The organism is Roseovarius arcticus (assembly GCF_006125015.1).
GTDB classification, from domain to species: Bacteria; Pseudomonadota; Alphaproteobacteria; order Rhodobacterales; family Rhodobacteraceae; genus Roseovarius; species Roseovarius arcticus.
The window spans coordinates 1,875,631-1,899,981 of the sequence record NZ_SZZN01000001.1 but is presented as its reverse complement, the minus strand read 5'-3'; the positions used below and the strand labels follow the sequence as shown (position 1 = coordinate 1,899,981).

Sequence of the window (24,351 nt, the reverse complement as noted above, 5' to 3'; positions counted from 1 at the left end):
GTGCTGGTCGTCGCAGCCGTCGGCGGCAACGCCCTGCTCCAGCGGGGGGAGCCTCTGACCGCCGAGGCGCAGCGCGCCAACGCCAAGACCGCAGCAGAGGCGCTGGCACGGATCGTGCGCGCCGGGCACCGGCTTGTCGTTACGCATGGCAATGGCCCGCAAGTGGGATTGCTGGCCTTGCAAGGCGCTGCGTACAAACCCGATGAGGCCTATCCACTAGATGTGCTGGGGGCCGAAACGGAGGGCATGATCGGCTACCTGATCGAGCAGGAGCTGGAAAATGCGCTGGGCCACGACCGCGCGGTTGCGACGCTTTTGACGCAAGTGATCGTGGACGCACAAGACCCCGCCTTTCAGCATCCGACCAAGTTTGTCGGGCCGGTTTACTCCAAGGACGAGGCCGAGACGCGGGCCAAGGCGGCGAATTGGACCATCGCGGAGGATGGGCAGTATTGGCGGCGCGTCGTTCCATCGCCCAAACCTGTCGAGATCCCAGATCTGCGTGTCGTGCGATTGCTGCTGGATCAGGGCGTAATTGTGATTTGTGCAGGTGGTGGCGGCATCCCGGTGCTGCGCCGCCCGGACGATAGCCTGATCGGGGTTGAGGCGGTGATCGACAAGGATGCAGCGAGCGCGCTCTTGGCTGCTGATTTGGGGGCAGATGTCCTTCTGCTGCTGACGGATGTCGATGCAGTCTATCAGGGCTTTGGCACCGATGCCGCGACGGCAATACGCCATTTGACGCCCGAGCAAGGGCGAGCGCTGGATATGCCAGAAGGGTCCATGGGACCCAAGCTGGCAGCCGCGTGCGATTTTGCCGATCGGGGCGGTATTGCAGGCATCGGTCGGCTAGCCGATGCGCTTGACCTGATAGGTGGCACGGCTGGCACCAGCATTTCGGTCATCGCAGAGGCAGCAAAATGATCGCAGCGCCGCGTCCAGACACTGAGGTAGAGACAGATGGCCGTATCGCCGCCATTCGCGGCGGAGTGGTCGACGTGGTGTTCGATGGGGCGGTCCCGCGTATCCACGACCTGCTTTATGCTGGTGAGGTCGCGCTGGAGGTGTCCGGCCTGATCGGGCACGGCATGGTGCGCGCCATGGCGATGGCGCCAGTGCGCGGGCTCGGCCTTGGTATGCGGGTCAGGGCGACTGGCGGACCGATCCGGGTGCCTGTTGGCGATGCCGTTCTGGGCCGGATGCTGGATGTTTTTGGTGCGCCCATTGATGGACGTCCTGCGCCTGCGGCCAAGGAACACCGTTCGATACACCAAGCGCCGCCCAAGCTGAGCGACCGGGTTCTGCACTCGCAGATCCTTGAGACCGGGATCAAGGCCATTGACCTGCTCTCACCAATCGAGAGGGGCGGCAAGACCGGGCTGTTCGGCGGCGCGGGCGTGGGCAAGACTGTGCTGATCACGGAGCTGATTAACAACACGGTGCAGCACCACAAAGGCGTCAGCCTTTTTTGCGGCATCGGCGAGCGTTCGCGCGAGGCCGAGGAGCTGTATCGCGAGATGGGCGAGGCAGGCGTGCGCGAGAAAACTGTGATGCTGTTTGGCCAGATGAACGAGGCCCCCGGCGTGCGGTTCTTGGTGGGCAATACGGCGCTGACTATGGCCGAGTATTTCCGTGACGACAAAGGTCAGGACGTGCTGCTGCTGATCGACAATATCTTTCGCTTTGTTCAGGCGGGGTCCGAGGTGTCAGGCCTCATGGGGCGAATGCCCTCGCGCGTGGGGTATCAACCGACGCTCGCCACGGAACTGGCAGGCTTGGAAGAACGCATCACCTCAACCAAGCGGGGGGCGATCACCTCAATTCAGGCTGTCTATGTGCCCGCCGATGATTTCACCGACCCGGCTGCAGCGCATATATTCTCGCACTTGTCGGCCTCAGTCGTGTTGTCGCGCAAACGCGCAAGCGAGGGGCTATATCCGGCGGTTGACCCATTGGCGTCCGCGTCAGTAATGCTGACGCCCTCCGTTGTCGGACAGCGCCATTATGACATCGCCCGCGCGGTGCGCCGGACACTGGCCGAGTATGAGGAACTCCGCGATATCATCGCCATGCTGGGCCTTGAAGAGCTGTCCTCGGCCGACCGCGCCACGGTTGAACGTGCCCGCCGTCTTGAGCGGTTTTTGACGCAGCCTTTCTTTACCACGGGGTCATTTAGCGGGATGGAAGGCAAACTGGTGACGATCGACGAAACGCTGAGTGGCTGCGAGACGATACTGGCGCAGACCCAGTTCGATCTGCCCGAAAGCGCCTACTACATGATCGGCGGGCTAAACGATCTGGAGGCCATGAAATGAGTTTAGCTACCGACATGAGCGTGACACTGCGCCTGCCGACCCGCACGCTGTTTGAAGGCAAGGCGACGCGCATGACGGCGGTCGCACCGAACGGGGCATTCGGCATCTTGCCAAACCACGTTGATTTCGTCACTGCCCTTGTGCCGTCGGTTATGGCGCTCGCTCTTGTCGATGGGTCCGAAGCAATCTTTGGTTTGGACGAAGGCCTCTTGGTGAAAAAAGGGCATAGCGTCGTCGTCGCAGTCCTTCGCGGCGTTCATGGCGATGATCTGGGCAGTCTGCAGGACACCGTGGAGGCAAGTTTCGTCCAGATGGACGAGGAGGAGAGGCAAGCCCGGTCTGCGCTGTCGCGGCTTGAGGCGGATATGGTCAGGCGCTTCGCCGAATTGCAAAGGCCGCAGCCATGACGCCCAAGCCCGACAAATCCACCGAAGAGATCGCCCGCCGAGCCAAGCGAATGAAATCATCGCGCGATAATCCAGGGCCAAGCCCGCTGCGCGGTATCGGCACGTTCGGAATGATCGGCTGGTCCGTCGCTGTGCCGACAGTTGGCGGCGCGTTTCTGGGTCTCTGGCTGGACCGAGTGGCGCCTCAGGCATTTTCGTGGACGATCGCCCTGATCCTGGGCGGCGTCGTTCTGGGCGCGTTTCTGGCCGCTGCATGGATGAACAAGGAAGGAGGCGACAAATGATAACCGTCGATTGGAATGCCGTAATGCTGGGCGTCGCTGCGGGTCTCGTCATGGGCGCCTGTTTTTTTGCAGGGCTGGCTATCGGAGTGCGGCACGCCCTGCGCAGCGCAAGCCCCGTTAAACTATTGTCGATCAGCGCCGCCCTGCGAATTTCCGCGTTGCTGGGGGGTGGGTGGATCATCGCCGGGCAGGGCGGGCCTTGGGCCGCTTTGGGCTATGGGGCGGCGTTCATATTCGCGCGCGTTGTCGCCACGACGTTTGCCCGGATCGGCGTAACAGCCGGAGGCGCGTCATGAACCTGTCGCCTGATCAGACCACCATCCTCGACATCTGGGGGCACTCGCTGAACGCGACCATATTTTATACTTGGATCGTGATGGCGCTACTGACCATCTGTTCGATTCTGATCACGCGCAACCTGCGCCCGGACGTGCCGCCGAACAGGTGGCGAACGATGCTAGAGGTGATCGTACAGGGCATCCAGAGCCAGATTGAGGAGGTCGCGCAAGGGCCGTCGCGGTACTTGTTGTACTACGCAGGCACGCTCTTTTTGTTTGTGGCCGTGTCGAACCTTCTGCTGGTTGTCCCCGGATTTCAGCCGCCGACATCCTCGTTGTCGACCACGACGGCGCTTGCGATTTCGGTCTTGATCGCGGTGCCCATATTCGGCGTCAGCAGCAGGGGGTTGGGGGGCTACCTCAAAACTTATCTTGAGCCGTCGTTCATCATGCTGCCCTTCAATATCATCTCAGAGTTCTCTCGCGGCATTTCCCTCGCCATCAGGCTTTATGGAAATATCATGAGCGGGGCCGTGATCGCGGCAATCTTGCTCAGCGTCGCGCCCTTCTTCTTTCCCGTGGTGATGGATGTTCTCGGCCTGCTGACCGGCATGATCCAAGCCTACATCTTCGCAATTTTGGCTGCGGTCTACATCTCTAGCGCGACCGCTACGCCAGCCCCCTCACTGACCACAAAGGACACGCCATGACAGAACTTGCCATCATCGCCGCCATCTCGATCTTCACATCAGGCCTGACCGTCGCGTTCGGCGCCATTGGCCCGGCGCTTGGCGAAGGGCGCGCAGCCTCAACCGCGCTCAGCGCGATTGCGCAGCAGCCTGACGCAGCCTCGACCATTTCGCGCACCCTGTTTGTCAGCCTCGCCATGATCGAATCCACGGCGATCTATTGCTTTGTTGTGGCCATGATCCTAATCTTTGCAAACCCATTCTGGAATGCGGCGGTGGCAGCGGCCCAAGCGGCGGCTGGCTGACCCATGTCCATCGACTGGATCACCGTCGCCGCCCAGATTGCCAACTTTATGGTTCTGGTCTGGCTGTTGAAGCGGTTTCTCTACCGCCCCATTTTGGATGGCATCGACGCCCGCGAAGCGGGGATTGCCGCCCGGATGCAAGAAGCGGGGCAAGCCAAGGCCGCGGCTGCCGCGACTGAAGCTGAGTATCGCGGCAAAGTGCGGTCCCTGCAGGCAGCAGAGGCCGAGATGACGGAAACGATAAGGAAAAAGGCCGAGGCAGAGCGCGATCTGTTGCTGGCAGATGCGCGCGATCGGATGGAGCAGGAGCACAAGGCCTGGCAGACCCATCTGGACGATGAGGCCAAAAAGTACACCGCCAAGATGCAAAGTGCCGGTGCGGCCGCGCTGTTGTCGCTAACCCGCAAAGCGCTGACCGACCTTGCGGATGACACGCTGGAGGCGCGTATGGCGCATCATTTGATCCGTCAAATCAAGCCGATGGCCGCAGATCTGAAGCGCGCTGCAGGGCAGGCGGCGGCGGCCGTCATCACCAGCCATGAGCCACTGCCGCCAGCGGCGCAAAAAAGCCTGACATCTGAGTTGAAGGCACAGTTCCCCGACGTGTCGCTGCGTTTCGAGACAGATACAGAGCAAGCGCCCGGCCTTGTGCTGCGCATGGGCGGCGCGCAGGCGGAATGGACTGTAGCGTCCTACATCGACGGTCTTGATACGTTGATTTCCGAAAATCTGGCCATGGGCACCGACCCGAAAGCGCGCTCATGAGCATTGAAACGAGCAAGATTAGCGCCACGCCGGAGGGACTGTTGGAGGCCCTTCTAAGCATTCCCGCCCCGACGCCGCGTCTCAGCGAAATCGGGCAAGTTGCCGAGGTGGCAGACGGCATCGCCATCGTGACCGGTTTGGAGCGCGCCTTGTCGGACGAGCTGCTCCACTTTGAGAGCGGCGTGCAGGGGATCATCCTAGATTTGGAGCCCGGACGTCTGGGAGTTGTGCTGCTTGGCCCGACCGATCATATCACCGTCGGCGAAAGCGTCATGCGCACCCACAAGGTCGTCAGCGCCAAAGTTGGTCCGGCACTTTTGGGCCGCGTTGTTGATGCGCTTGGCAACCCACGGGATGGCAACGGCCCCATCGAGGCCGAAGCGCTCCACCCAGTTGAGGCGGAGGCGCCCAAAATTCTGGATCGCAAAGCCATCTCGCGCCCCCTGGCGACAGGGGTCAAGGCGGTGGACGCGGCAGTGCCGGTCGGGCTAGGGCAGCGGGAGTTGCTGATCGGCGACAGGCAAACCGGCAAGACGTCATTGGCGGTGGACGCGATCCTTAATCAGAAAAACACCGATCTGATCTGTATCTATTGCGCAATCGGTCAGCGCGGCGATGCGGTCGCCAAGGTGATCGGCGCGGTCCGCGACGGCGGCATGATGGAGCGCACGATCATCATGTCCGCTGGCGACGAGGATGCCGCAGGGCTGGCCTATGTCGCGCCCTATGCCGCGCTGACCATGGCCGAGTATTTTGCGGATAAGGGCCGCGATGTCTTGGTGGTTTTGGACGACTTGACGCATCACGCCCGCTCCTACCGCGAATTGTCGCTGCTGCTGCGCCGCCCGCCCGGGCGCGAGGCATTTCCCGGCGATATATTCTACATCCATGCCAGATTACTGGAACGCGCCGGGCAATTTACCGAGGCCGCGGGCGGCGGGTCGATCACGGTCCTGCCGGTGGTCGAGACGCAAGCCGAAAACCTTTCGGCCTATATCCCCACGAACCTCATTTCGATCACCGACGGGCAGATCTACCTGTCACCGCGCCTCGTGCGCAAAAACCAGTTTCCGGCGGTTGATCTGGGGGTGTCGGTCAGCCGCGTAGGCGGCAAGGCGCAAAGCCCGGCCTTTCGCTCAGTGGCGGGCAATCTGCGCGTGACGCTATCGCAATTCGAAGAGTTGGAGGATTTTGCCCGTTTCGGCACACGGCTGGATGATGCAACCCGCGCAAGGCTCACCCGGGGGGCGGCTGTGCGTGCGTCACTGCGGCAGGCAGAGCGTGATCCAATACCGGCCATTGAACAGCTATCCGTTCTGATCGCGGCGATGGACGGCCAACTCGACGGATTGAGTGAGGCAGACACCTTTGCAGTCATGGCGGATATTAGAAAAGCCGCCGCAAGCGATCTGGTCGATTTGGCCGAGCAGATCGCGCAAAACGAGCCGTTTGGCGATGAAACGCGCACCCGCATGGCCGCGCTTGGCCAAAAGGCGCGTACGGCATTGGGGGTCCAAAATGGCACAAACCCTTGAGGCGCTGGCACGGCGGACGACCAGTATGCAGGGCATCCGAAGCGTAGTTCACACGATGAAGACGTTGTCTGTCATAAATTCCGCGCCCTATGAACATGCGGCCCGCGCTATTGAGGCCTATTATGGCACGGTGCTGGAGGGTCTTCATGCATTCATTTCGCAATCGGGGCCTATCAGTGCTGCGGCACCGCGCAGTGCTGCACAGGTAATCGTGGTATTCGGCTCGGACCACGGCCTGTGCGGAAACTACAACGTGGCGCTGGCGGCGCATGTCAGGCATCACATCGGCGATAGCACCGCCACGACCATTTTGTGCGTCGGGGCGCAGATGGTAGATGCGTTGGCCGATCTGGGCCATGGTGTGGAGGGCACGTTCCTTCCGCCGGCGTCTGTTGACGGGATCGGGCGGCTTGCAAATCTGCTTACTCAGAAGCTGGACGATATCAGGCGCGGCAATGCCCCCCGCGAAGTCGCCGTTTCACTAGCCTATTTTGCGCGCCGAGAGGGCGACACCCAATCGCCTGAAATCGTGCCTTTGCTGCCGCTGGATCCCGCACTGATAGCAGATTTTCGGTCAAGGCCGTGGTCCTCGCGGAGCCTGCCATACTTTTCCATGAGTGCGAGCGATCTCTTTGTGGCGCTGATCCGGGGGCATTTGTTTGCAAGCCTGTTCCGGGCCTCTGCTGAGGCGATGGTTACGGAAAATGCGGCACGGCTTGCCCTGATGCAACAGGCAGAGCAATCGGTGGACGACAGGCTTGATACGCTTCAATCGGACACGCGCGCCCTACGCCAGAGTGAAATCACCACTGAACTTCTCGATGTCATCACTGGCTTTGAGGCGCTGAAGAAAGACAGGAGACCTGCATCGCACGCTGGGCGCGATGCAGATCTCAAGTCGGCCGATACGTCAAAATGATCTGCGATACCTTGCCTCTGGCGCCATGCGCCGCATGCTTGGCGGCAATCCGCACTTTCAGGCGGTTAAATTGCGCCTCGAAATCGCCCAGCGTGATCGCAAGAGGCGTCACATGACGCGCATACCTAACGCAGCCTCGGCGTCGATCCCGGCGACCTTGCAGATCTTGTATTTCTCGGTGGTGGCAAGGTCGATGCGCCCCGCGCGTTTAAGTTCGGTAAACCCCCGGCTGACGGTCTCTGTCGACAGGCCAAGGTGATCCGCAATATCCTGCCGGCACATAGGCAATACGACATGGCCAGCTTTTTGCTTTGAAGCCGCAAAATCGCAGAGGAATTGAAACAAGCGATCCGCCGCCTTTGTGCTGATCAAGGTCAGCAGCTGCTTTTCACGACATTCCAAGAGTTCCAGAACATACATCCTAATCTCTTGTCGCAACTCAGTGTCGACCGTCAGTGCATGTTCGAGGGCCGCACGAGGGATCGATTTAACGATGACGTGGTCGACCGCCTCGGCGGTTAAGTGCCAGTTTCCCATTTCAGAGAGCCCGACAAACCCGCCTTTTTTGGCAAAGCAAGAGATTTGACGGCACCCACCGGCACTAATAGTGCAGCAGCGGACCGTGCCTGACGCGATCAAGTAGACGGCGGCTGCCGCTTCGCCATGTAGTGCAATGGTGCTGTTTGGTTGAAAATGCTGCTCGAAGGATCCAGCATTAAATAGGGCATATAGACGACGGTACTTGGCCGTATCCGAAGGTTGCCCGCTGGTCCTTGGTGCGTTGAGCTTTGTGTTCTTTGACCAATCAATGGGGAACGCATGACTGGATTTGGGCACAAGTTTTGTCTCCGGAGCCCGGAATGAAAACTTCGCCTCACGAAAGTCGGTCGTTGATGCCGTCATCACGTTACTCCTAGATTTAAGTGCCGCCGTATTCTGGGTGATTTAATTCAGCCAGACGTTGATCTCGCTCATGTTTTGCGCCGGTTGGCGGGGTGCCCCGCCTATTGAAACCTGAGGCAGGTAACTGCCTCGACCATCCGGTTTGAGCGGTGCGTGGATGCCTCGCCAACCACTGCCAAATGCCTTTAATTCGTGCGCCGACCGCCCTTTGGCGATCTTTTGCCGACCTTTGAGGTGCGCAGCGCGCGTCCATCATGGATACCTTTCGCTGCCGCTGGTAAGAGCGGGACATGCTGGGTTTGCCAATGATCAACCATTACGGGTTGGGGCGGCGGCCAGTAAGTGAGTCACAGTGAGGCTGAAGGCGCGGGAGGCCAGGCGGCACGGGATGTTTCAAGCGGGCGACAGGGGTGCCACTGCCATGACGCAAACAAGATCACTGTCCCGCGAGATGGTGCTGACACAACTGGCCCGTATTACGGGGAGCAGGCAGTTTTGCAACGCGCCGCGCCTTTCACGGTTCTTGTCATACGTCGTGGAAGAGAGTGTCGCCGGGCACGCGGACCGCTTAAAGGGCTACACCATCGGTCTAGAGGTTTTTGACAGGCCCGAGGACTTTGACCCGCAAACCGACACGATCGTTCGCGTCCAAGCGCGTGCGATGCGGCAAAAGCTGGATCAGTATTATGCGCAGGAGGGTCGAGGCGACCCGGTGCTTATCACGATCGCAAAAGGATCGTATACGGCGGCGTTCTCCCTGTCGTGCGATGGTGATGCGCCGGCAGGCGCGGATCTGCCTTCGCCCGCGTTGCCATCTATAAAACCATCCATCGCAGTGCTGCCATTTGATGACTTCAGTCGAGAACAGGAAAACCAGTATTTTGCTAGTGGGCTGACCGAAGAAACCATAGCTAACCTGTCGCGGTTCAAAGAGCTGTCCGTTTTCTCCAGATTGACGACCGAACAAGCGAAGCTAAGAAACCTGAGCATCAAGCAAATTTACGACGAGTTTCGTCCTGACTTTGTTCTTGAGGGTAGTTTTCGGATAGACAATGAAATGGTCAATATCACGATCAATCTGGTTGACGCCTCGTCTGCCGAGATAATTCTAACGCAGCATTTCAGTCGTTCAGCGACCCCAGAGGCCATGTATGTCCTGCAAAATGAGATGTCGCTGGCTATCGCCACATGGATCGCGGATCGGTTCGGTCCCTTGGGACTGTACGCACGCCGAAGTGCGCAATTATCCCCGTCACTGAAATGGCAAACGTATAGCTGGATCTCGCGGTACTACCAATTCTCGGTCCAGTTGAGTGAGGAAGATCGAAAAGAGATCCAGGAGGGTGTGCGCAAGGCTCTGGAAAGCGATCCGACATCGTCTGATGCACATGCGGTCTTGGCTCTGACGACGGTCGATCAATACCGGATGTGGTTTGCCGAAAACACCAACGTCGCGTTGCTGGATCAAGCTTTGCATGAGGCCAACCTCGCGGTGCTACATGATCCAGAGAACGCGGCGGCCCATAAGGCGCTGGCTATCGTGCAGTTCCACCGCAGGGAATTCGATCAATTCGAAGCAGAAGCGCAGCAGGCACTGTCCCTAAACCCTGGTCACCCAGATATGTTCGCCATGCTTGGGATTTGCTATTGCGTGCGGGCTAACTGGAGCGTCGCGATGCCTCTGCTGAACAAGGCGATTGCGCACAATCCGCTGCAGCCGGGATGGTATCACATACCCAAAGCGATTTGCCTTGCGATGACCCGCGGGCCCAAGGAAGCGCTTGCGGAGACGCTGGTGGCCCCGCTTCCCGGTACGTTCTATTACCATTGCTACAGGCTTTGGTTTCTTGTCGAATTAGATCAGATGGTTGCCGCGCAGCTTGAAAAGGCGCAGCTGCTGGAGGTGCTTCCGGATTTTGAGCAAGTTATACTGCCTCATCTTCGGGCTTGGTGTTTCGATAAATCAATCCTCGACCGTGCGGTCGCAGCATGGCAAAAAGCCGGGCTTGAAATATCCCAGTAAAAGCGCTCGCTGTATGGCTCGCCCTGTCGTGGCTAAGCACGATCATTCAGCTGGCGGCGTCGATATCCGCCATGAGTTGTTCGGTCGGAATCCCGCGCCGGACTGCGCTTTCGCGGACCGCTGATTGAACGACCTTGCTTCGCTTCAGAAGGCGCAAAAACCGACCTTCATCCAGAACAAGAAGCGTTGAGGGCGCGATGGCGCGGACCTCTGCGCGTTGCGGGTTTCGCATCAGCACGCCCATCTGTCCGAACATTTCACCGCGCCCCAAACGCCAGCTTTGGCCCGCCACGTCCAGCTCGACCGCGCCGGAGGCCACGAAATAGACGTTACGCGATACACCGTCGCGATTCAGGATACGCTCACCGGGATTGACGTAGCGGGTGACAAGGCCGCGCGCCATTCTGTTTAGGACAGCCTCGTCCATGTCCGAAAATAGCGGGAACTGGCGCACCAATTCGGCTTTTTGCAATGTCAGATCCAGCAACGGGGTCGCTTCGGCGCGGTCGCGGCGCGAGGCCACATCTAGGGTAAGTGCATTGTGGACCTCTTCGCCGATCAACCCGTCTTCGAGCAGTGTGTCATACTCACGCTCTTCCAGACGCAGGGCGGTCCGGTGAATGAAACGGCGCTCCATCTCTTCGGCATAGCCCGGATACTGCAGGCGTAGCCCGTCGAGCGCCTGTTTGACCTGCTCAATGCGGCGGTCCAGCATTTCGTGCAGCACCTCCGCCACGCGGCGTCCGTGAATGCGCCGGATGCGCCCGTCAATGAACCCGTGCAAATCGCGCAGGATCAGCCGCTGCGCCAAGAGAAGGCCAAACCGGGTCGCGGTGATCTGGGCCAGTGGGATAGAGAACCGCAGGCGATTGTGCAGGAAGATCGCTGGCCGCAACCACGGGCTGAACCCAAGGCTACGGCTGGCCATTTTTTTATAACCAGTGCGCCCGCCAAACCGCGCCCCTTCGATCAATGCGTCCGCGCCAGACAGCATCCGGTCGGACAGCGTCGACGAAATGGTCCGGTCGCGAAAACGGGCGAGAATAGTATCGCGCTCAGCGCTGGCCAACGCAATCAGGCCCAGAGTGACGCGATCGCGATCCAGTATTTCTGTGTCGACCTCGGCAGATTTCACCGCCAATTCCAGACGCTCCCCGAACCTTTTGGCCTCGGAACGTACGGTTTCCTTTGTCAGTTCATAGTTTTCGGTGACCTTTGCCAGATCTTCCCGGACAGTCTGTAGGGCGACCGCAATCACCTGATTGTAAAGCGCATTGTCGAGCGGCGAGAGTTTGTCCAATCCCAGCCAGCGGATCACCCAGCGCAGTGTTGTACCTTGCACCAGTAGCGTGAACAGGACGAATCCGGTGGCGAGGACCGCGACCTGTCTTTTTACGTCGGCCGGTATGAGAGAGCTTTCAGTCACGGCCAATGCCAGTGATAGCGTGACGGCCCCGCGCAGGCCGCCCCATAGAATTGCGACGCGGTACGGCCTCTCGACCATTGGCGACAGGCGCAACAACGTAAGAAGCGGCAGTAGCCCATAGAGGATGATCGCCCGCGCGGCGATGGCAGCCAGCACCACCACTATGATGAGGCCCAGATCTAGCAGTTGCACCGTCTCAAGCATGCGAGGGATCAGTAGAGCCGCAAGAATAAAGATCAGCGCTCCGGCCCAATGCGCCAGCAAATCCCACACCTCGCGCAGATTTTGCCACGTGGCTGGCGGCAACTGTCCTGACCCGGCAAGCTGTAGGGTCATCGCGGCGACGACGACGGCGATGACGCCGGATGCACCCACGCTCTGCTCGGCGATGATGTAGGCAAGGTAGGGCAGGGCAATCGACACCGAAACCACAGCCATCTCATACCGCGCGAACAGCGCCATGACCCAGATCGCGACCCGCGCCGCGATCCAGCCGACCACAACGCCCCCGACAAGCAAAATTGGGAATTGCGCCAGCGCGCCTTGGACTGACGGGTCTGGTACGCCGGCCTTCACATACTCCATAAAGAGCGCGGCCAACGCGATGGCAGCGGCATCGTTCAGCAGGCTTTCGCCCTCGATGATCCTCGCCAGACGGCGAGGAGCCGAGATCGAGCGAAAGATGCTTACGACAGCCGAAGGGTCGGTGGTCGAAACGATAGCCCCCACAAGCAGCGCCGCCGATAGCGTCAACGCACTTGCAAACGCCAGCGCATACCCAACAACAAAGGTTGCGACAAAAACGGCAACCACTGCCAGCACCAGTATCGGCACCCAGTCGTCGACCATGCGCCGCAAGTTCAATCCCAGCGTGACCTGAAAGACGAGGGTTGGGAGGAAGACATACAAAAACACATTGGATCTGATCGGCAACGCCAGAATCGCCGTCGCCACCGGATTAAGCGCGTCGGTCAGTTCGGTGCGCAGGAAAAATGTCGCAGCGACACCTACGAGGATGCCGAGGCACGCAATAATCACCGCATAAGGAAGGCGCAGACGGCTGGCCAACGGCTCGGCTGCGCCGATCAGCAGAAAGAGCGATGCGATGATCGTTGTGATTAGAATGATGTCCATGAAACTTGAATACCAGATTCACGGCGCGAGGACAGACTGGGCAGAGCAGAAAATGATGGAAATAAAAGCGGTAACCTGCGCCGACTATTTCCCCTTCCTTCCGGCCGATATCCCTATTGACCGCCGCGGGGTCCATGAAGGGGACGACTGCCTGTTGCCAGCGGGGACAACCCAGCGCCGCCGCAACTGACAATTTTAGTTTGAGAAAACAATTGTTGCGAATCGCAACTGACTTGGCGTTAACCTATTGCCGAGGAGATGTTCATGCGCGAGCGGAACCTAGACAAGATTGCGAATGGCAGTTTGGCGTCTCTCGACGTTGAAGATCTTGACTGCCTCGACGACCTGCTCAGTTTCTACGTCCGATCGGCGAGCTATGTGCTCTCTACTGACTTGGACTCGCGGCTGGCAAACTTGGAGGTCGCGCGCGGTACTGGCAAGATCACAGCGCTGCTTTTGATCGACTCGCACCCGGGAATACGGGCCTCCGCGATTGCAGAGGCCACATTACGCGACAGACCTAGTACAAGTCGGATTATCACTCAACTGGTCCGCAACAAGCTGATTATAAAGCGAGAAACACCCGGCGAGCGGCGCGCGTTCGGTCTCTATATCACGCCATCCGGGCATGTGCTGGCAGAAAAGGTGCGCGGCATAGTCAAGACGCAGTCGGATGAGTTTTTCGCCTTTGTGCCGCAAGATGACCGCGACGCGCTGATGCGGATCACGCGGAACATTTATCGCAAGATCAGGGAGGAGCGAGCAAAATGACCGATAAGGTCGCATTGAATTCTGGTGCCAGCAGGCGCGCCAGCGCCGCCATCCATCCCGGCTGTGCTCATTCTGAGATGTACCGCGTTATCGCTGAATATGCGCCGGAGCGATATTCCTGATGCCCGGCCCTACACCCATTCACGTCGAAGGCGATACCGATCTGCCGCAATCTGTGGATGTCGTAGTTATTGGCGGCGGCATCATAGGGTGCGCGACTGCGCTGGAATTGGCCGAGGCCGGCCAGCGTGTGGCCATCTGCGAAAAGGGCGGCATCGCGCATGAGCAATCAAGCCGCAATTGGGGCTGGGTGCGTATATCACGCCGCGATCCGCGCGAGGTCCCGCTGATGGCCGAGGCTATCCGCCTTTGGCGCGACCTTGACAGCCGCACGGGGCGCGATACCGGATATCGGCCGGCCGGCATTTGCTTTGTCTGCGAAGACGAGGCGACATTCGAAGGCTACAACAGGTGGAAGGACCATCTGTTGCCGTACCAGATGCAGGCCCGCATGCTGCGGCCCGCCGAAATGCAGCAGATGTTCCCAGACGCCAATTTGCAAGGTGTCGGCGCTCTCTACACTCCTGAGGATGGCCGGGCGGAGCCGCAGAAAGCCGCGCCCGCCATTGCCGAGGCCGCACGCGACAAGGGCGCGCATATCCTGACGAATTGCGCCGTGCGCTGCGTCGAGACCGAGGGCGGCAGCATCACCGGCGTGGTGACCGAACGGGGCCGGATTGCGTGCACCTCTGTCGTTGTTGCGGGCGGAATGTGGTCGAACCTGTTTTTGGGCAATTTGGGCATCGACCTGCCGTCGCTGGGCGTCGTAAGCCACGTGTTGCGCACAGATCCGGTAGAAGGCGGGCCAGAGCAGGCAATATGGACGACCAATTACGCGATGCGCAAACGCGACGATGGCGGATACAGCATCTCAGCCGGGTCGGGGAACACCGTTGAAATCGTGCCAAACTCCTTTCGCTACGCAACAAGATACCTGCGCGCGCTGAAAATGCAGCACCGTGATCTGCATTTCCGCCTGTCGGGCCGGTTTTTTCATGAGGCGCGCCGCGCAAAATCTTGGGGCGAAGGCGATGTGACCCCGTTCGAGCGCGAGCGCGTGTTTGATCCCGCGCCTTCGCCGCGCATGCTGAATTCGCTGATGGCGAGAGTCGGTGCTGCGTTTCCCGCGCTGAAAAACGCCACCGTAGCCCAGACATGGGCCGGCTGCATTGACGTCACGCCCGACGCGATCCCAGTCATATCGGCGGTAGATTCTGTGCCCGGCCTGCACATCGCAAGTGGGTTTTCAGGGCACGGGTTTGGTATTGGGCCGGCGGCGGGCGGGCTGATGGCAGATATCGTGCTGGGTCGCACACCGCGGGTCGATCCGCATGAATTCCGGTTTTCACGTTTCACAGACGGCAGCCGGGTCGCGCCGCAACTTGGATACTAAACTTCGGCAAACTGATCCTCACTGACACTGACTGAAAAAAGAAAAGACATAAAAACCAGCAACAAGGAGAGATGACATGAATAGCGAAAATGGCCCCAAGGGCGCAGGCATCAACCGCCGCAGACTGCTGCAGACGGGCACGGCTGGCATAACGCTGATGATGTCGGGCCTGTCAGCCCGGCGGCTGTCGGCGCAGGACGCATCCGGCCAGGTCATCATCGGTTTCTCGCAAGAGCCAACGGTGATGCATCCCCACATGCCCCATATCGAGGTCGACGAAGGCATCCATTTCAATATTTTCGATCCGCTCTTTACCGTCGATCCAGAGGGCAAGTTCCAGCCCGCTTTGGTTACCGAGGTGCCTACAGTCGAAAATGGAGGCATCTCCGAGGACGGCTTGAATTGGCGAATAAAGCTACGCGACGACGTGACGTGGCACGACGGCGAGCCGTTTTCCGCCAAAGACGTGAAATTCACCATCGAGCTTCAGCAGGACCCGAATTTTGGTGCCATGCGCCGCACCGGCCATGAACTGGTGCGCAACATCCAGATCGTGAACGATCACGAACTGACATGGGAAATGGAATCGCCTTTCGCGCCCTATCCGGCGATCTTGTCTTGGACATTTATGGTGCCTGAACACATACTTGGCGGCGCTGAGGACCCCAATCAGACCGATTTCCGCAACGATCCAGTTGGTACTGGAGCGTTTAAGTTCGGCGAACGGGTGGCGGGCAATTACATCTTGTTGAATGCCAATACGGAATATTTCGGCGATGGACCCTATCTGGAAAAGGCTATCTTTCGCTATATACCGGACATGACTGTACTTTATACGCAGTTCCGTACCGGCGATATTGACGTGATTGGCCTTCAGGGCATCCAGCCCGACCGCTACGAGCAGGCGCAGCAGATCGAGGGCCGCACGGTCGTCAAAATGCCGTCGGCGACAGTAGAGTCGATCAGCTTCAACACCGAAGCGCCGCAATTCAAAGACCCCGAGGTGCGCCGTGCGCTATCGCTGGCGCTGGACCGCAATTCCATCGTCGAGGCGATCTACTACGGCATCCCCCAGTCAACCGAGAGTTTTCTGCCCAAGGAGTCGTTTTACTACAATCAGGACCTGCCGGTCGCAGAATACGACGTGGCCAAAGCCGCCGAAGTCTTGGATGCGGCGGGATGGATGCCGGGCGCGGACGGGATCCGCGAAAAGGATGGCGTACGTCTGTCGTTTAAGAACTCAACGACCGCAGGCAATAGCGTTCGCGAGCAGGCGCAGCAATTTATTCAGCAGACCTATGCGTCGATCGGCGTCGACATGCAGATCTCGAATCTGCCGCCAGCCGTCATGTGGGGCGAATACTGGATGATGTCACAATTTGACAGCGTCATGGTTGGCATCAACTATACCACTGGCCCCGATCCCGACGTGTCAAACTATCTGTCCTCTGACGGCATTAGCGCACAGGGCGGCGCCGGCCAAAACACATGGCAATATCACAACGACAAGGTGGACGAACTGCTGAAGAAGGGCGGAAGCCTCTTTGTGCCGGAAGAGCGCAAGGTGGTCTATGACGAGATCCAGATGCTGGTCCACGAGGATCGACCATTCCTGCCGATCTTTCAGTATGCCAACCTGCGCGGTCACAAATCCGACCTTGAAGGGTTCATGGCAAACGTGAACGTACGGATCGAGACATGGAATGTAGGGCAGTGGCGCTGGAGCTAACCTGACTGAACCGCCGGCCCGCCGAAATTCGGCGGGCCGACTATCACGGGAGAGGCGGCCATGCTGAGATTTATTTTGCACCGACTGGGCCACAGCCTGCTGTTGCTTTTTCTGGTGTCGATTTTGGGCTTCACCATCCTGCACCTCGCCCCCGGCGGGCCGTTATCTCAATTTGCCCTGTCTCCGGGCATGAGCCAAGTCGAGCTTGCCAAAATAGCCGAGCGGATGGGCCTGAACAGGCCACTGCCGGTGCAATGGTTTGATTGGTTCACGGGGCTGGTTATTGGCGATTGGGGGCACAGTTTTCGCGATGGCCGGGCCGTGCTCGACATCATTATGGGCCACCTCTTTGCTACGCTGCTGCTGGTCATCAGCTCTACCATCCTGTCGGTCGGGCTTGGGACGCTGGTGGGCGTGCTGGGCGCGACGCGGCGCTACTCCGCCTTCGACTATCTGGCCACCGTTGGCGCAATGATCGCGCTGTCGATCCCGACATTCTGGTTCGGCCTCGTCGCGATTTATGTCTTTTCGCTAAAGCTGGGCTGGCTGCCGTCAGGCAACATGTATTCAATCGGCGACGAAAGCGTGCTGGACTATGCGCGCCACCTTATCATGCCGTCCGCCGTTCTGGCGCTGGTCAATGTTGCCATCTGGTCGCGCTATATGCGCTCGTCCATGCTGGACGTTATCGGCCAGGATTTTGTGCGCACTGCACGGGCCAAGGGTCTGACCCGCCCCCGTGTCCTATATGTGCATATTCTGCGCAACGCGCTGATCCCGATGATCACGCTGGCAGGCATTCAGCTGCCGACGCTGCTGTCGGGCGCGTTGGTGACAGAGACGGTCTTCACATGGCCAGGCATCGGGCGCCTCTTTCTCGATAGTCTTGGCTACAACGACTACCCGGTCATCATGGGTGTGCTGATGTTCACGGCGATCTTTGTTCTGCTGGGCAATTTGGTCGCCGACATTCTGGTGGCAAGTGTCGATCCAAGGGTGAGGTTGGAATGATGGCGAATGTAGCAACCCCCGTAGCAAGCGCAAAGCATGGCCCTTGGACTTCATCACGCGGAGTGCGCCGGTTCGTGCGCCACAGGCTGGCAATCACAGGGCTGGTAATGATTAGCGTCATCGCGGCCCTATGCGTCGCCGGACCATGGCTGCTGCCGCACGGCATGCTCGAGATCCACATCATTGACCGGTTCAAGCCGCCGGGGACGGAGACATACATCCTTGGCACGGATGAGATGGGGCGCGATCTGGCTGCGCGCCTCTTTATGGCCGGCCGTGTGTCGCTGATGGTGGGCGTGGCCGCGATGGTCCTGTCGACACTGTTTGGCGCCGTCATAGGATTGGTTGCGGGCTATTTTGGCAAGGTGACAGGCACCATTCTTATGCGCTTTACCGATTCAGTTCTGTGCTTTCCGCAGATATTCCTGCTGCTGACGCTTGCCGCGTTTTTGGAGCCGAGTGCGCTGATGATCACTCTTATCATCGCCGCAACTAGCTGGATGGAGATCGCGCGCATTGTCTCGGCGGAAATTCGGTCGCTTCGCGAGCGTGATTTTGTGACCGCCGCGCGTATCAGCGGCGCATCGCACAGCTGGATCATGTTCCGCGAGCTGTTGCCGAACATCATTGGTCCCATCATCGTCGCCGCCACGCTGACTGTCGCGCGCGCAATCCTGATTGAGGCCTATGTCAGCTTTCTCGGCTATGGCATCCAGCCGCCGATGCCCAGCTGGGGCAACATGCTGAACAACGCGCAGCAATATCTGGATACCGCACCATGGCTGGCGCTGGTGCCGGGGGTGGCGATTACGATGGCCGTTACCAGCTTTAATTTTATCGGTGACGGGCTGCGCGACGCGCTGGATGCAAGGAGTGATCTGCCATGAACGCGCTCCTGACAGTGGAGGATTTGAGCATCGGGTTCAGGTCCGAAGGCAAGGTTGTGACCGTCGTTCGCGGCGTCAACTTCACGCTGGAGGCGGGCAAGACGCTGGCACTGGTGGGCGAGTCGGGGTCGGGAAAATCGGTGACCAGCCTTGGCATCATGGGTCTTCTGCCACCGCCGCCGCAATCGGTCACAGGCGGGCGCATTATCCTGCATGGGAAGGGTGACGCAGATTTGCTGACATTGCCGGAATCGCGCATGCGCCGCGTGCGCGGCGACAGAATTGCGATGATCTTTCAGGAGCCGCTGACATCGCTGAACCCGGTTCACACCGTTGGCGCCCAGATTGTTGAGGCGATCCGCAGCCACCGCCGTATGACGCGCAAGGCGGCCCGCGCCCGCGCGGTCGAACTGATTGAGCAGGTCGGCATCCCCGACGCCGCCGCGCGGCTGGGGACATATCCGCACGAGCTGTCGGGTGGAATGCGCCAGCGCATTATGATCGCCATCGCGCTGGCGCTGGAGCCCGACATCCTGATAGCGGACGAGCCGACGACAGCGCTGGACGTGACAGTTCAGGCGCAGATCATTGACCTGCTGCGCCGCCTGCAAGCTGACACTGGCATGGCGATGCTGTTCATCACCCATGATTTTGGTGTCGTCGCCGACGTCGCCGACCGCACCATCGTGATGTATGCCGGCGAAATGGTCGAAGAGGGCGAGACGGATACCGTTCTTGGCCGCCCTCTGATGCCATACACCAGCGGCCTGATGAGCGCGGTGCCGAAGCTGCAAACAGCTGGCTTGAAGCAAGGCGAATTGCAGACCATCGACGGATTTGTGCCCGATCCAGCGAACCTGCCGGTGGGATGCTCGTTCCACCCGCGATGCCGCCATGTGCGCGAGGGGCTGTGCGACGTGCCCCCAGTGCCGCTGGAGGATGCCGGACGCGGGCACATGGTGCGCTGCAAACGCTGGCAGGAACTGTCGGAGGCAAATGGATGAGCGAAAATACCCCCCTGATCCAGACCATCGACCTCAAGCAGCATTTCCCGCTGCGCGCTGGTCTTTTTGGACGCCCCAGCCTTTGGGTCAAGGCCGTAGACGGCATTACCATCGACATCCCACACCGCTCGGTTCTGGGCCTCGTTGGCGAGTCGGGGTCAGGCAAATCGACATTCGGTCGCGCCGTCATGGGGCTGGACAGCCCAACCTCCGGGACGATCAAATTTGACGGCATGGATTTAGCGTCAGCATCCAAGGACGAAATGAAGGCACTGCGCCGCCGGATGCAGATGGTGTTTCAAGATCCTTTCAGCAGCCTCAACCCTCGGATGAGCGTGAATGAGACGCTGGGCGTGCCGCTTCGCTTTCATGAGCGCGACCTAAGCCGCGCTGCGCGCCGCGACCGCGCCGCCGAAATGCTGGAGCGTGTCGGTCTGCCCGCAGCCTATATCGACCGCTTCCCACACGAGTTCTCGGGGGGGCAACGCCAGCGCATTGGCATCGCCCGCGCCCTGATGGTGCACCCCGATTTTATCATGGCGGACGAGGTGGTATCGGCCCTTGACGTGTCGGTTCAGGCCCAGGTGCTAAACCTGTTCGCCAAGCTGCAGCGGGACATGCAACTGACCATGCTATTCATCACACACGATCTGGCTGTGGTGGGGCATGTGTCGGATTTCGTCGCCGTCATGTATCTGGGCCGCATCGTCGAGCTGGCCCCAACCCGCGCTCTATTTTCGGCGCCCCAGCACCCCTATACCGAGGCATTGCTATCGGCCGCGCCCACGCCCGAGGCCCGGGATCGTGCCAAGCGTATCGTTCTGAAAGGCGACATTCCAAGCGCCGTCAATCCGCCCTCGGGGTGTCCATTTCGCACGCGTTGCCTCTATGCGCTGGATGCCTGTGCCGCTGATCTGCCTGCGCTGCGCGAGGTTGCGCCGGGGCACAAGACCGCGTGCATTCGCGATGATTTGACCCTTGCCTCTGCCACGCAGCAAAGCGTGCCCACGCGTGACACTGCATGACCCGCTTTTCCCCCATTTCCGACGTTCTGTGGCCGCGCACGGCCCCCCCGGCCGACGAGGCGCAGCCACTGGACAGCGCGGTCGAGGCAGAAATCTGCATCATAGGTGCTGGCTATTGTGGCCTTCACACGGCGCTAAACCTGTCCAAAGAGGGCCGGTCTGTTGTCGTTCTAGAGGCGGACGAAGTCGGCTTTGGCGGATCGGGGCGCAATGCGGGACACTGCACGCCGACATTCCACCATCACAGCCTGAGCGGTGTAATCGAGATGCTGGGTGCCCGGCGCGGCGACGCGGTGATCGGGCTTCAGCTAAGCGCGGCTGACCAGATTGCACAGATCGTAGCCTCCTACGACATCGAATGTGAATGGGTGCAAAACGGCTATGTCATGTGCGCCTCGACCCGGGGGCGACTGGCGGCGATGGCGCAGAAGCGTGACGATTACAACGCTGCCGGACAATCCACCCGGCTCGCTGATGCAGACGAGGTGCGCGCCATCACTGGCATGCATGGCCAGTTCGGTGGCTGGGTGCATCCGGGCGGTGCGCATCTGAACCCAATGGGCCTCTCGCGCGGTCTTGCCCGTGCGGCGCAGGGACATGGCGCGCGCATCCACACCCGCTCGCCCGTCACCGGGGCGCAGCGGGACGGTGCCAGATGGCGCGTTGCGACGCCGGGCGGCACGGTGATGGCTGATAAAGTGATCTTTGCCACTGGCGCCTATACGCAAGGAGGGTGGCCGGGACTGGACCGAACCTTTCGCATCATGCGTGTAATGGTGGGCGCGACGCGGCCCATGCCGAACGCGACTGAGGTTTTGCCGCAAAATGTCACGGCCCATGACGGCCGCGGCAATATTCTTGTCTACAAGCGCGACGCATATGGCCGGATCGTCGCCTCAATGTTTCCGCGCATGTTCGGTAGCCGGTCAAGAATGCTGCGCTTGCTGGATAGCCGTCTGCGCTTTCATCACCCCAGCCTGCCGAAGCGGCTTCAGTGGGAGTGTCTATGGACCGGCGAGCTGGATATGCAACGCAACACCATCCCGCGCCTCTATCATCTGGGCGAGGGGGCCATCGCCGTTACAGGCCTGTCCGGGCGCGGTGTGCCGACAGGCTGGACAGTAGGGCAAGTGCTGACCGATTGGGCCAATGACGTGCCCGAGGCAGATCTGGCTCTGCCGTTGGAGCCTTTGGCGCAGGCACCAAGCTATATGGCCATAGCGCCGCAGCTAGCCTTACGCGCCTACGAGTTGCGCGATCGATGGGATGAATGGCGCGATGGTCAGCCTTCGCGGCCTTGGTAGCCGTAGCTTGTCGATTGGCCCGGTGAGGGGCGTGAGCAATACCAAGAGACAGCGACGGGATCTAAGGTTGGCGCGCGCGAGACGCCGGCTTTGAAGACCTCAACCGCTCGGGCGATATCCGTGAGGTTGCCTGCAGCGCGCATTCCAGGCGCAGGTTGGTCGATATCCATAGGTTCCAAGGCCCGGCAATCGCCAATGAAGCTATCGACCGCATCGCGCAACTCTACGCAGTTTATAAGGAGGCGCTTGAATCACCGCCCGAACGCCGTGCTCAACTCAGGCAGGCAATGACAAAACCGATCTTCGAGGAGCTGGAAGCTTGGCTGCGCGCCCAGTTGTCCAGCATCTCCTAAAAGTCGCCACTGGCGGATGCCATCAGACACGCACAGACGCGCATGGCACGGCTCAGACCCTACCTTGAGCACGGCATACTGGAGTTGGACAACGACACGGCCGAGCAGGCTATGCGCTCAATCGCTATTGGCCGGAAGGACTACCTCCTCGTGAGTTTGCAGATCGAAGGCAACGCTGCCTCAATCGCCTACACATTGATTGAAACCGCCAAACTGAATGGTGTTGATCCGCATGGCTGACTAGCCGACACCTTTGCCCGCATCCCCGACTACAAGATCAACCGCGTCGGCGATCTGCTGCCATGGAAAACCACGATATAAGGCGGTCACACCGGACGCTTACTGTTTGAGCGACGAAACCGATCTTGTACTGCTGACGCGGTCACTATTAAGATCCGGATCAAGCGGACGTCACAAGTGAGCGCATCCTAATTCCAACAGCGGGGCCAGCGAACTAATCCAAATGCTGACTTAGGCGCCGCTCTTGAAGGAATTGGGCTCTGGCGGAGGAGGTGGGATTCGAACCCACGGAGGACTTACACCCTCGTCGGTTTTCAAGACCGGTGCATTCGACCACTCTGCCACTCCTCCGACGTGGTGTGTGTAGGCGTCTTGCCGCGATTCTAAAAGTACCTCATTCGCAATTTTTCCGCAGTTGGACTTGTGGCGTGGCAGGGGAAATCCGCCGAATTGGCACTGGACGCTTTTCTTGGCTGGATACGGCAGCTAGAGTGCGCGCACGCGGCACAGACTGCGGTGGCAGGCGAAATGCGGCCGATCCGGACCGGCCCATATGCGGCAGGTGTTGATCTGGCGAACAGGCGAGGGGCGAAGCATGGATTTTTCGATGGACGGTGATGCGCAATTTTGGCGCAAGGCGGCGCTTGGCGGCGCGGCAATTCTGGCGTTGGCAGGATGCGAAGGCACGGAAGGCGGCGGCCTGTTCAAGGCCAAGTCTGATGCCGCATCGGTCTCTGGCGACGCATCGTCGGTCCGGCTGGTTGAGCGCGACGTTGAGGCGCCAAGCGTCTTTCAGGTCACCGATAAGGGATTGTGGGACGGGCGCCCATCGCTGGGCGGGGTTTGGGTTGCGCATCCGGACGTTACGGATCCCGAGCGGGTTATCATCCGCAATACTGCCAATTCGAAATTCGTCATTGGCGCGCTTTTTCGACGCGAGCGGGCCACGCCCGGACCCGCATTTCAGGTATCGTCCGACGCGGCTGCCGCGCTGGGGATGCTCGCCGGCGCTCCGGCGCAGCTAAACGTGACTGCCCTTCGCCGCGAGGAGGCGCCCGCTGACGCGTCCGAGGACGGCGCCGAGACGCTAACGCCCGGTGCGATCGAGACAAGCAGCCTTGACGCGGTTGAGGGTGCTGCAGCCGCCGCCATTGAGGCGGCAGACGCCACGCGCCCGTCCGCTACTGGTACGCCGCAGCCCGAACAGGTCGTGGCCGCCGCACCTGCGCCGGCGCCAAAGGCGTCATCATTGGACCAGCCATATATTCAGATCGGCATCTTCTCGGTTGAGCAGAACGCCGAGAATACTGCGACCGCGATGCGCCAGGCAGGCATGGTTCCAAGCGTCCGCGAGGAGGGCAGCCAGGGCAAGACGTTCTGGCGCGTCATCGTCGGCCCCGCAGGATCCGCGTCCGAACAGGCCGCGCTGCTGAAAAAGATCAAGGGCGTCGGGTTTGACGATGCCTATGCCGTCAAAAACTAATATCGGTCCCGCCTGACGGGCGGGCCGAACTGCCTAATACAAACCGACCACCGTGAACCGACCACCGTGAACCGACCACCACAGACTGCACACAACAGACGGAGCGCG

24 protein-coding genes, 1 tRNA gene and 1 pseudogene are annotated in these 24,351 nt (G+C 60.1%); 23 read left to right on the top strand and 3 right to left on the bottom strand.

The genetic code is table 11. From position 1 onward, the window contains the following. From arcC to MK6180000_RS08940, 10 genes are read left to right on the top strand one after another with little or no spacing between them, the layout of a single operon-like run. A complete protein-coding gene (arcC, locus tag MK6180000_RS08985; protein ID WP_138934416.1) occupies positions 1 to 924 on the top strand; it encodes a carbamate kinase in 924 nt (307 codons plus the stop codon). Next, positions 921 to 2,315: a F0F1 ATP synthase subunit beta gene (gene atpD, locus MK6180000_RS08980; RefSeq protein WP_138934415.1), complete on the top strand. Its 1,395-nt coding sequence runs from the start codon at positions 921 to 923 to the stop codon at positions 2,313 to 2,315. Before arcC ends, atpD begins: the two co-directional genes overlap by 4 nt. Next, positions 2,312 to 2,722, top strand: coding sequence for an ATPase (locus MK6180000_RS08975; RefSeq protein ID WP_138934414.1), 411 nt, complete (start codon positions 2,312 to 2,314; stop codon positions 2,720 to 2,722). Before atpD ends, MK6180000_RS08975 begins: the two co-directional genes overlap by 4 nt. Continuing rightward, positions 2,719 to 3,006 carry an AtpZ/AtpI family protein gene (locus tag MK6180000_RS08970; protein WP_138934413.1) on the top strand — a complete coding sequence of 96 codons (288 nt, stop codon included), beginning with the start codon at positions 2,719 to 2,721 and terminating at the stop codon, positions 3,004 to 3,006. The genes MK6180000_RS08975 and MK6180000_RS08970 overlap by 4 nt, the downstream gene beginning before the upstream one ends. Beyond that, the gene (locus MK6180000_RS08965) at positions 3,003 to 3,302 is read left to right on the top strand and encodes an ATP synthase subunit I (protein ID WP_171054586.1); all 300 of its coding nucleotides are present in this window, start codon (positions 3,003 to 3,005) and stop codon (positions 3,300 to 3,302) included. Before MK6180000_RS08970 ends, MK6180000_RS08965 begins: the two co-directional genes overlap by 4 nt. Further along, positions 3,299 to 3,994: a F0F1 ATP synthase subunit A gene (locus MK6180000_RS08960; protein WP_138934411.1), complete on the top strand. Its 696-nt coding sequence runs from the start codon at positions 3,299 to 3,301 to the stop codon at positions 3,992 to 3,994. The genes MK6180000_RS08965 and MK6180000_RS08960 overlap by 4 nt, the downstream gene beginning before the upstream one ends. After that, positions 3,991 to 4,278, top strand: coding sequence for a F0F1 ATP synthase subunit C (locus tag MK6180000_RS08955; protein ID WP_138934410.1), 288 nt, complete (start codon positions 3,991 to 3,993; stop codon positions 4,276 to 4,278). The genes MK6180000_RS08960 and MK6180000_RS08955 overlap by 4 nt, the downstream gene beginning before the upstream one ends. A gap of 3 nt (positions 4,279 to 4,281) precedes the next feature. Beyond that, entirely contained in the window at positions 4,282 to 5,043 is a 762-nt protein-coding gene (locus MK6180000_RS08950; RefSeq protein WP_138934409.1) for a F0F1 ATP synthase subunit delta, read from the top strand. Beyond that, complete coding sequence (locus tag MK6180000_RS08945; protein ID WP_138934408.1) at positions 5,040 to 6,578, top strand: F0F1 ATP synthase subunit alpha; 1,539 nt, start codon at positions 5,040 to 5,042, stop codon at positions 6,576 to 6,578. The genes MK6180000_RS08950 and MK6180000_RS08945 overlap by 4 nt, the downstream gene beginning before the upstream one ends. Further along, positions 6,562 to 7,497: a F0F1 ATP synthase subunit gamma gene (locus MK6180000_RS08940; protein ID WP_138934407.1), complete on the top strand. Its 936-nt coding sequence runs from the start codon at positions 6,562 to 6,564 to the stop codon at positions 7,495 to 7,497. The genes MK6180000_RS08945 and MK6180000_RS08940 overlap by 17 nt, the downstream gene beginning before the upstream one ends. Before the next feature lie 108 nt (positions 7,498 to 7,605). On the opposite strand, the gene MK6180000_RS08935 is transcribed toward MK6180000_RS08940, so the two are convergent. Next, a complete protein-coding gene (locus MK6180000_RS08935; RefSeq protein WP_138934406.1) occupies positions 7,606 to 8,400 on the bottom strand; it encodes a Crp/Fnr family transcriptional regulator in 795 nt (264 codons plus the stop codon). Between the two features lie 661 nt (positions 8,401 to 9,061). On the opposite strand from MK6180000_RS08935, the gene MK6180000_RS08930 reads away from it, so the two are divergent. Then, positions 9,062 to 10,423 (top strand): hypothetical protein, encoded by a 1,362-nt coding sequence (locus MK6180000_RS08930; protein WP_138934405.1) that lies wholly within the window; start codon positions 9,062 to 9,064, stop codon positions 10,421 to 10,423. Between the two features lie 46 nt (positions 10,424 to 10,469). Here MK6180000_RS08930 and MK6180000_RS08925 read toward each other — a convergent pair whose 3' ends face one another. Then, complete coding sequence (locus MK6180000_RS08925; protein WP_138934404.1) at positions 10,470 to 12,983, bottom strand: cation:proton antiporter; 2,514 nt, start codon at positions 12,981 to 12,983, stop codon at positions 10,470 to 10,472. Between MK6180000_RS08925 and MK6180000_RS08920 the strand changes: the two genes are divergently transcribed. From MK6180000_RS08920 to MK6180000_RS20640, 11 genes and pseudogenes are all read left to right on the top strand, one after another. Further along, positions 12,955 to 13,173, top strand: a complete 219-nt coding sequence (locus MK6180000_RS08920) for a hypothetical protein (RefSeq protein WP_212751889.1) — start codon at positions 12,955 to 12,957, stop codon at positions 13,171 to 13,173. The two genes, MK6180000_RS08925 and MK6180000_RS08920, sit on opposite strands and share 29 nt — an antisense overlap. 74 nt (positions 13,174 to 13,247) lie before the next feature. Then, positions 13,248 to 13,754 (top strand): MarR family winged helix-turn-helix transcriptional regulator, encoded by a 507-nt coding sequence (locus tag MK6180000_RS08915; RefSeq protein ID WP_246040472.1) that lies wholly within the window; start codon positions 13,248 to 13,250, stop codon positions 13,752 to 13,754. Continuing rightward, entirely contained in the window at positions 13,751 to 13,876 is a 126-nt protein-coding gene (locus tag MK6180000_RS20865) for a hypothetical protein (protein WP_281284391.1), read from the top strand. The genes MK6180000_RS08915 and MK6180000_RS20865 overlap by 4 nt, the downstream gene beginning before the upstream one ends. Beyond that, complete coding sequence (locus tag MK6180000_RS08910) at positions 13,876 to 15,207, top strand: NAD(P)/FAD-dependent oxidoreductase (RefSeq protein WP_138934401.1); 1,332 nt, start codon at positions 13,876 to 13,878, stop codon at positions 15,205 to 15,207. The genes MK6180000_RS20865 and MK6180000_RS08910 overlap by 1 nt, the downstream gene beginning before the upstream one ends. A 76-nt stretch (positions 15,208 to 15,283) precedes the next feature. Continuing rightward, the gene (locus MK6180000_RS08905) at positions 15,284 to 16,936 is read left to right on the top strand and encodes a peptide ABC transporter substrate-binding protein (RefSeq protein ID WP_138934400.1); all 1,653 of its coding nucleotides are present in this window, start codon (positions 15,284 to 15,286) and stop codon (positions 16,934 to 16,936) included. A 60-nt stretch (positions 16,937 to 16,996) separates the two neighbouring features. Further along, entirely contained in the window at positions 16,997 to 17,947 is a 951-nt protein-coding gene (locus MK6180000_RS08900; RefSeq protein ID WP_138934399.1) for an ABC transporter permease, read from the top strand. After that, entirely contained in the window at positions 17,947 to 18,834 is an 888-nt protein-coding gene (locus MK6180000_RS08895; protein WP_212751944.1) for an ABC transporter permease, read from the top strand. Before MK6180000_RS08900 ends, MK6180000_RS08895 begins: the two co-directional genes overlap by 1 nt. Continuing rightward, a complete protein-coding gene (locus tag MK6180000_RS08890) occupies positions 18,831 to 19,838 on the top strand; it encodes an ABC transporter ATP-binding protein (protein ID WP_138934397.1) in 1,008 nt (335 codons plus the stop codon). The genes MK6180000_RS08895 and MK6180000_RS08890 overlap by 4 nt, the downstream gene beginning before the upstream one ends. Then, positions 19,835 to 20,863, top strand: a complete 1,029-nt coding sequence (locus MK6180000_RS08885) for an ABC transporter ATP-binding protein (RefSeq protein WP_138934396.1) — start codon at positions 19,835 to 19,837, stop codon at positions 20,861 to 20,863. The genes MK6180000_RS08890 and MK6180000_RS08885 overlap by 4 nt, the downstream gene beginning before the upstream one ends. Next, the gene (locus MK6180000_RS08880; RefSeq protein WP_138934395.1) at positions 20,860 to 22,167 is read left to right on the top strand and encodes an NAD(P)/FAD-dependent oxidoreductase; all 1,308 of its coding nucleotides are present in this window, start codon (positions 20,860 to 20,862) and stop codon (positions 22,165 to 22,167) included. Before MK6180000_RS08885 ends, MK6180000_RS08880 begins: the two co-directional genes overlap by 4 nt. A 95-nt stretch (positions 22,168 to 22,262) precedes the next feature. Beyond that, positions 22,263 to 22,760 (top strand): annotated as a pseudogene (locus MK6180000_RS20640) (IS66 family transposase); the annotation flags it as partial. Positions 22,761 to 23,021: 261 nt separating this feature from the next. On the opposite strand, the gene MK6180000_RS08865 reads toward MK6180000_RS20640, so the two are convergent. Then, positions 23,022 to 23,111: transfer RNA gene (locus tag MK6180000_RS08865), tRNA-Ser, on the bottom strand. A 244-nt stretch (positions 23,112 to 23,355) separates the two neighbouring features. Between MK6180000_RS08865 and MK6180000_RS08860 the strand changes: the two genes are divergently transcribed. Next, positions 23,356 to 24,243: an SPOR domain-containing protein gene (locus MK6180000_RS08860; RefSeq protein ID WP_246040471.1), complete on the top strand. Its 888-nt coding sequence runs from the start codon at positions 23,356 to 23,358 to the stop codon at positions 24,241 to 24,243. The last annotated feature ends 108 nt before the right edge of the window (positions 24,244 to 24,351 follow it).

Bases quoted from the DNA above. Each gene is read 5' to 3' on its own strand.
- MK6180000_RS08915 (WP_246040472.1), top strand. From the start codon at position 13,248: ATGCGCGAGCGGAACCTAGACAAGATTGCGAATGGCAGTTTGGCGTCT.
- MK6180000_RS08935 (WP_138934406.1), bottom strand. From the start codon at position 8,400: ATGACGGCATCAACGACCGACTTTCGTGAGGCGAAGTTTTCATTCCGG.
- MK6180000_RS08905 (WP_138934400.1), top strand. From the start codon at position 15,284: ATGAATAGCGAAAATGGCCCCAAGGGCGCAGGCATCAACCGCCGCAGA.
- MK6180000_RS20865 (WP_281284391.1), top strand. From the start codon at position 13,751: ATGACCGATAAGGTCGCATTGAATTCTGGTGCCAGCAGGCGCGCCAGC.
- MK6180000_RS08955 (WP_138934410.1), top strand. From the start codon at position 3,991: ATGACAGAACTTGCCATCATCGCCGCCATCTCGATCTTCACATCAGGC.
- MK6180000_RS08860 (WP_246040471.1), top strand. From the start codon at position 23,356: ATGGATTTTTCGATGGACGGTGATGCGCAATTTTGGCGCAAGGCGGCG.
- MK6180000_RS08890 (WP_138934397.1), top strand. From the start codon at position 18,831: ATGAACGCGCTCCTGACAGTGGAGGATTTGAGCATCGGGTTCAGGTCC.
- MK6180000_RS08910 (WP_138934401.1), top strand. From the start codon at position 13,876: ATGCCCGGCCCTACACCCATTCACGTCGAAGGCGATACCGATCTGCCG.
- atpD (WP_138934415.1), top strand. From the start codon at position 921: ATGATCGCAGCGCCGCGTCCAGACACTGAGGTAGAGACAGATGGCCGT.
- MK6180000_RS08950 (WP_138934409.1), top strand. From the start codon at position 4,282: ATGTCCATCGACTGGATCACCGTCGCCGCCCAGATTGCCAACTTTATG.
- MK6180000_RS08945 (WP_138934408.1), top strand. From the start codon at position 5,040: ATGAGCATTGAAACGAGCAAGATTAGCGCCACGCCGGAGGGACTGTTG.
- MK6180000_RS08940 (WP_138934407.1), top strand. From the start codon at position 6,562: ATGGCACAAACCCTTGAGGCGCTGGCACGGCGGACGACCAGTATGCAG.
- MK6180000_RS08925 (WP_138934404.1), bottom strand. From the start codon at position 12,983: ATGGACATCATTCTAATCACAACGATCATCGCATCGCTCTTTCTGCTG.
- MK6180000_RS08900 (WP_138934399.1), top strand. From the start codon at position 16,997: ATGCTGAGATTTATTTTGCACCGACTGGGCCACAGCCTGCTGTTGCTT.
- MK6180000_RS08970 (WP_138934413.1), top strand. From the start codon at position 2,719: ATGACGCCCAAGCCCGACAAATCCACCGAAGAGATCGCCCGCCGAGCC.
- MK6180000_RS08920 (WP_212751889.1), top strand. From the start codon at position 12,955: ATGATCGTTGTGATTAGAATGATGTCCATGAAACTTGAATACCAGATT.
- MK6180000_RS08975 (WP_138934414.1), top strand. From the start codon at position 2,312: ATGAGTTTAGCTACCGACATGAGCGTGACACTGCGCCTGCCGACCCGC.
- MK6180000_RS08930 (WP_138934405.1), top strand. From the start codon at position 9,062: ATGCGGCAAAAGCTGGATCAGTATTATGCGCAGGAGGGTCGAGGCGAC.
- MK6180000_RS08965 (WP_171054586.1), top strand. From the start codon at position 3,003: ATGATAACCGTCGATTGGAATGCCGTAATGCTGGGCGTCGCTGCGGGT.
- MK6180000_RS08960 (WP_138934411.1), top strand. From the start codon at position 3,299: ATGAACCTGTCGCCTGATCAGACCACCATCCTCGACATCTGGGGGCAC.
- MK6180000_RS08895 (WP_212751944.1), top strand. From the start codon at position 17,947: ATGGCGAATGTAGCAACCCCCGTAGCAAGCGCAAAGCATGGCCCTTGG.
- MK6180000_RS08880 (WP_138934395.1), top strand. From the start codon at position 20,860: ATGACCCGCTTTTCCCCCATTTCCGACGTTCTGTGGCCGCGCACGGCC.
- MK6180000_RS08885 (WP_138934396.1), top strand. From the start codon at position 19,835: ATGAGCGAAAATACCCCCCTGATCCAGACCATCGACCTCAAGCAGCAT.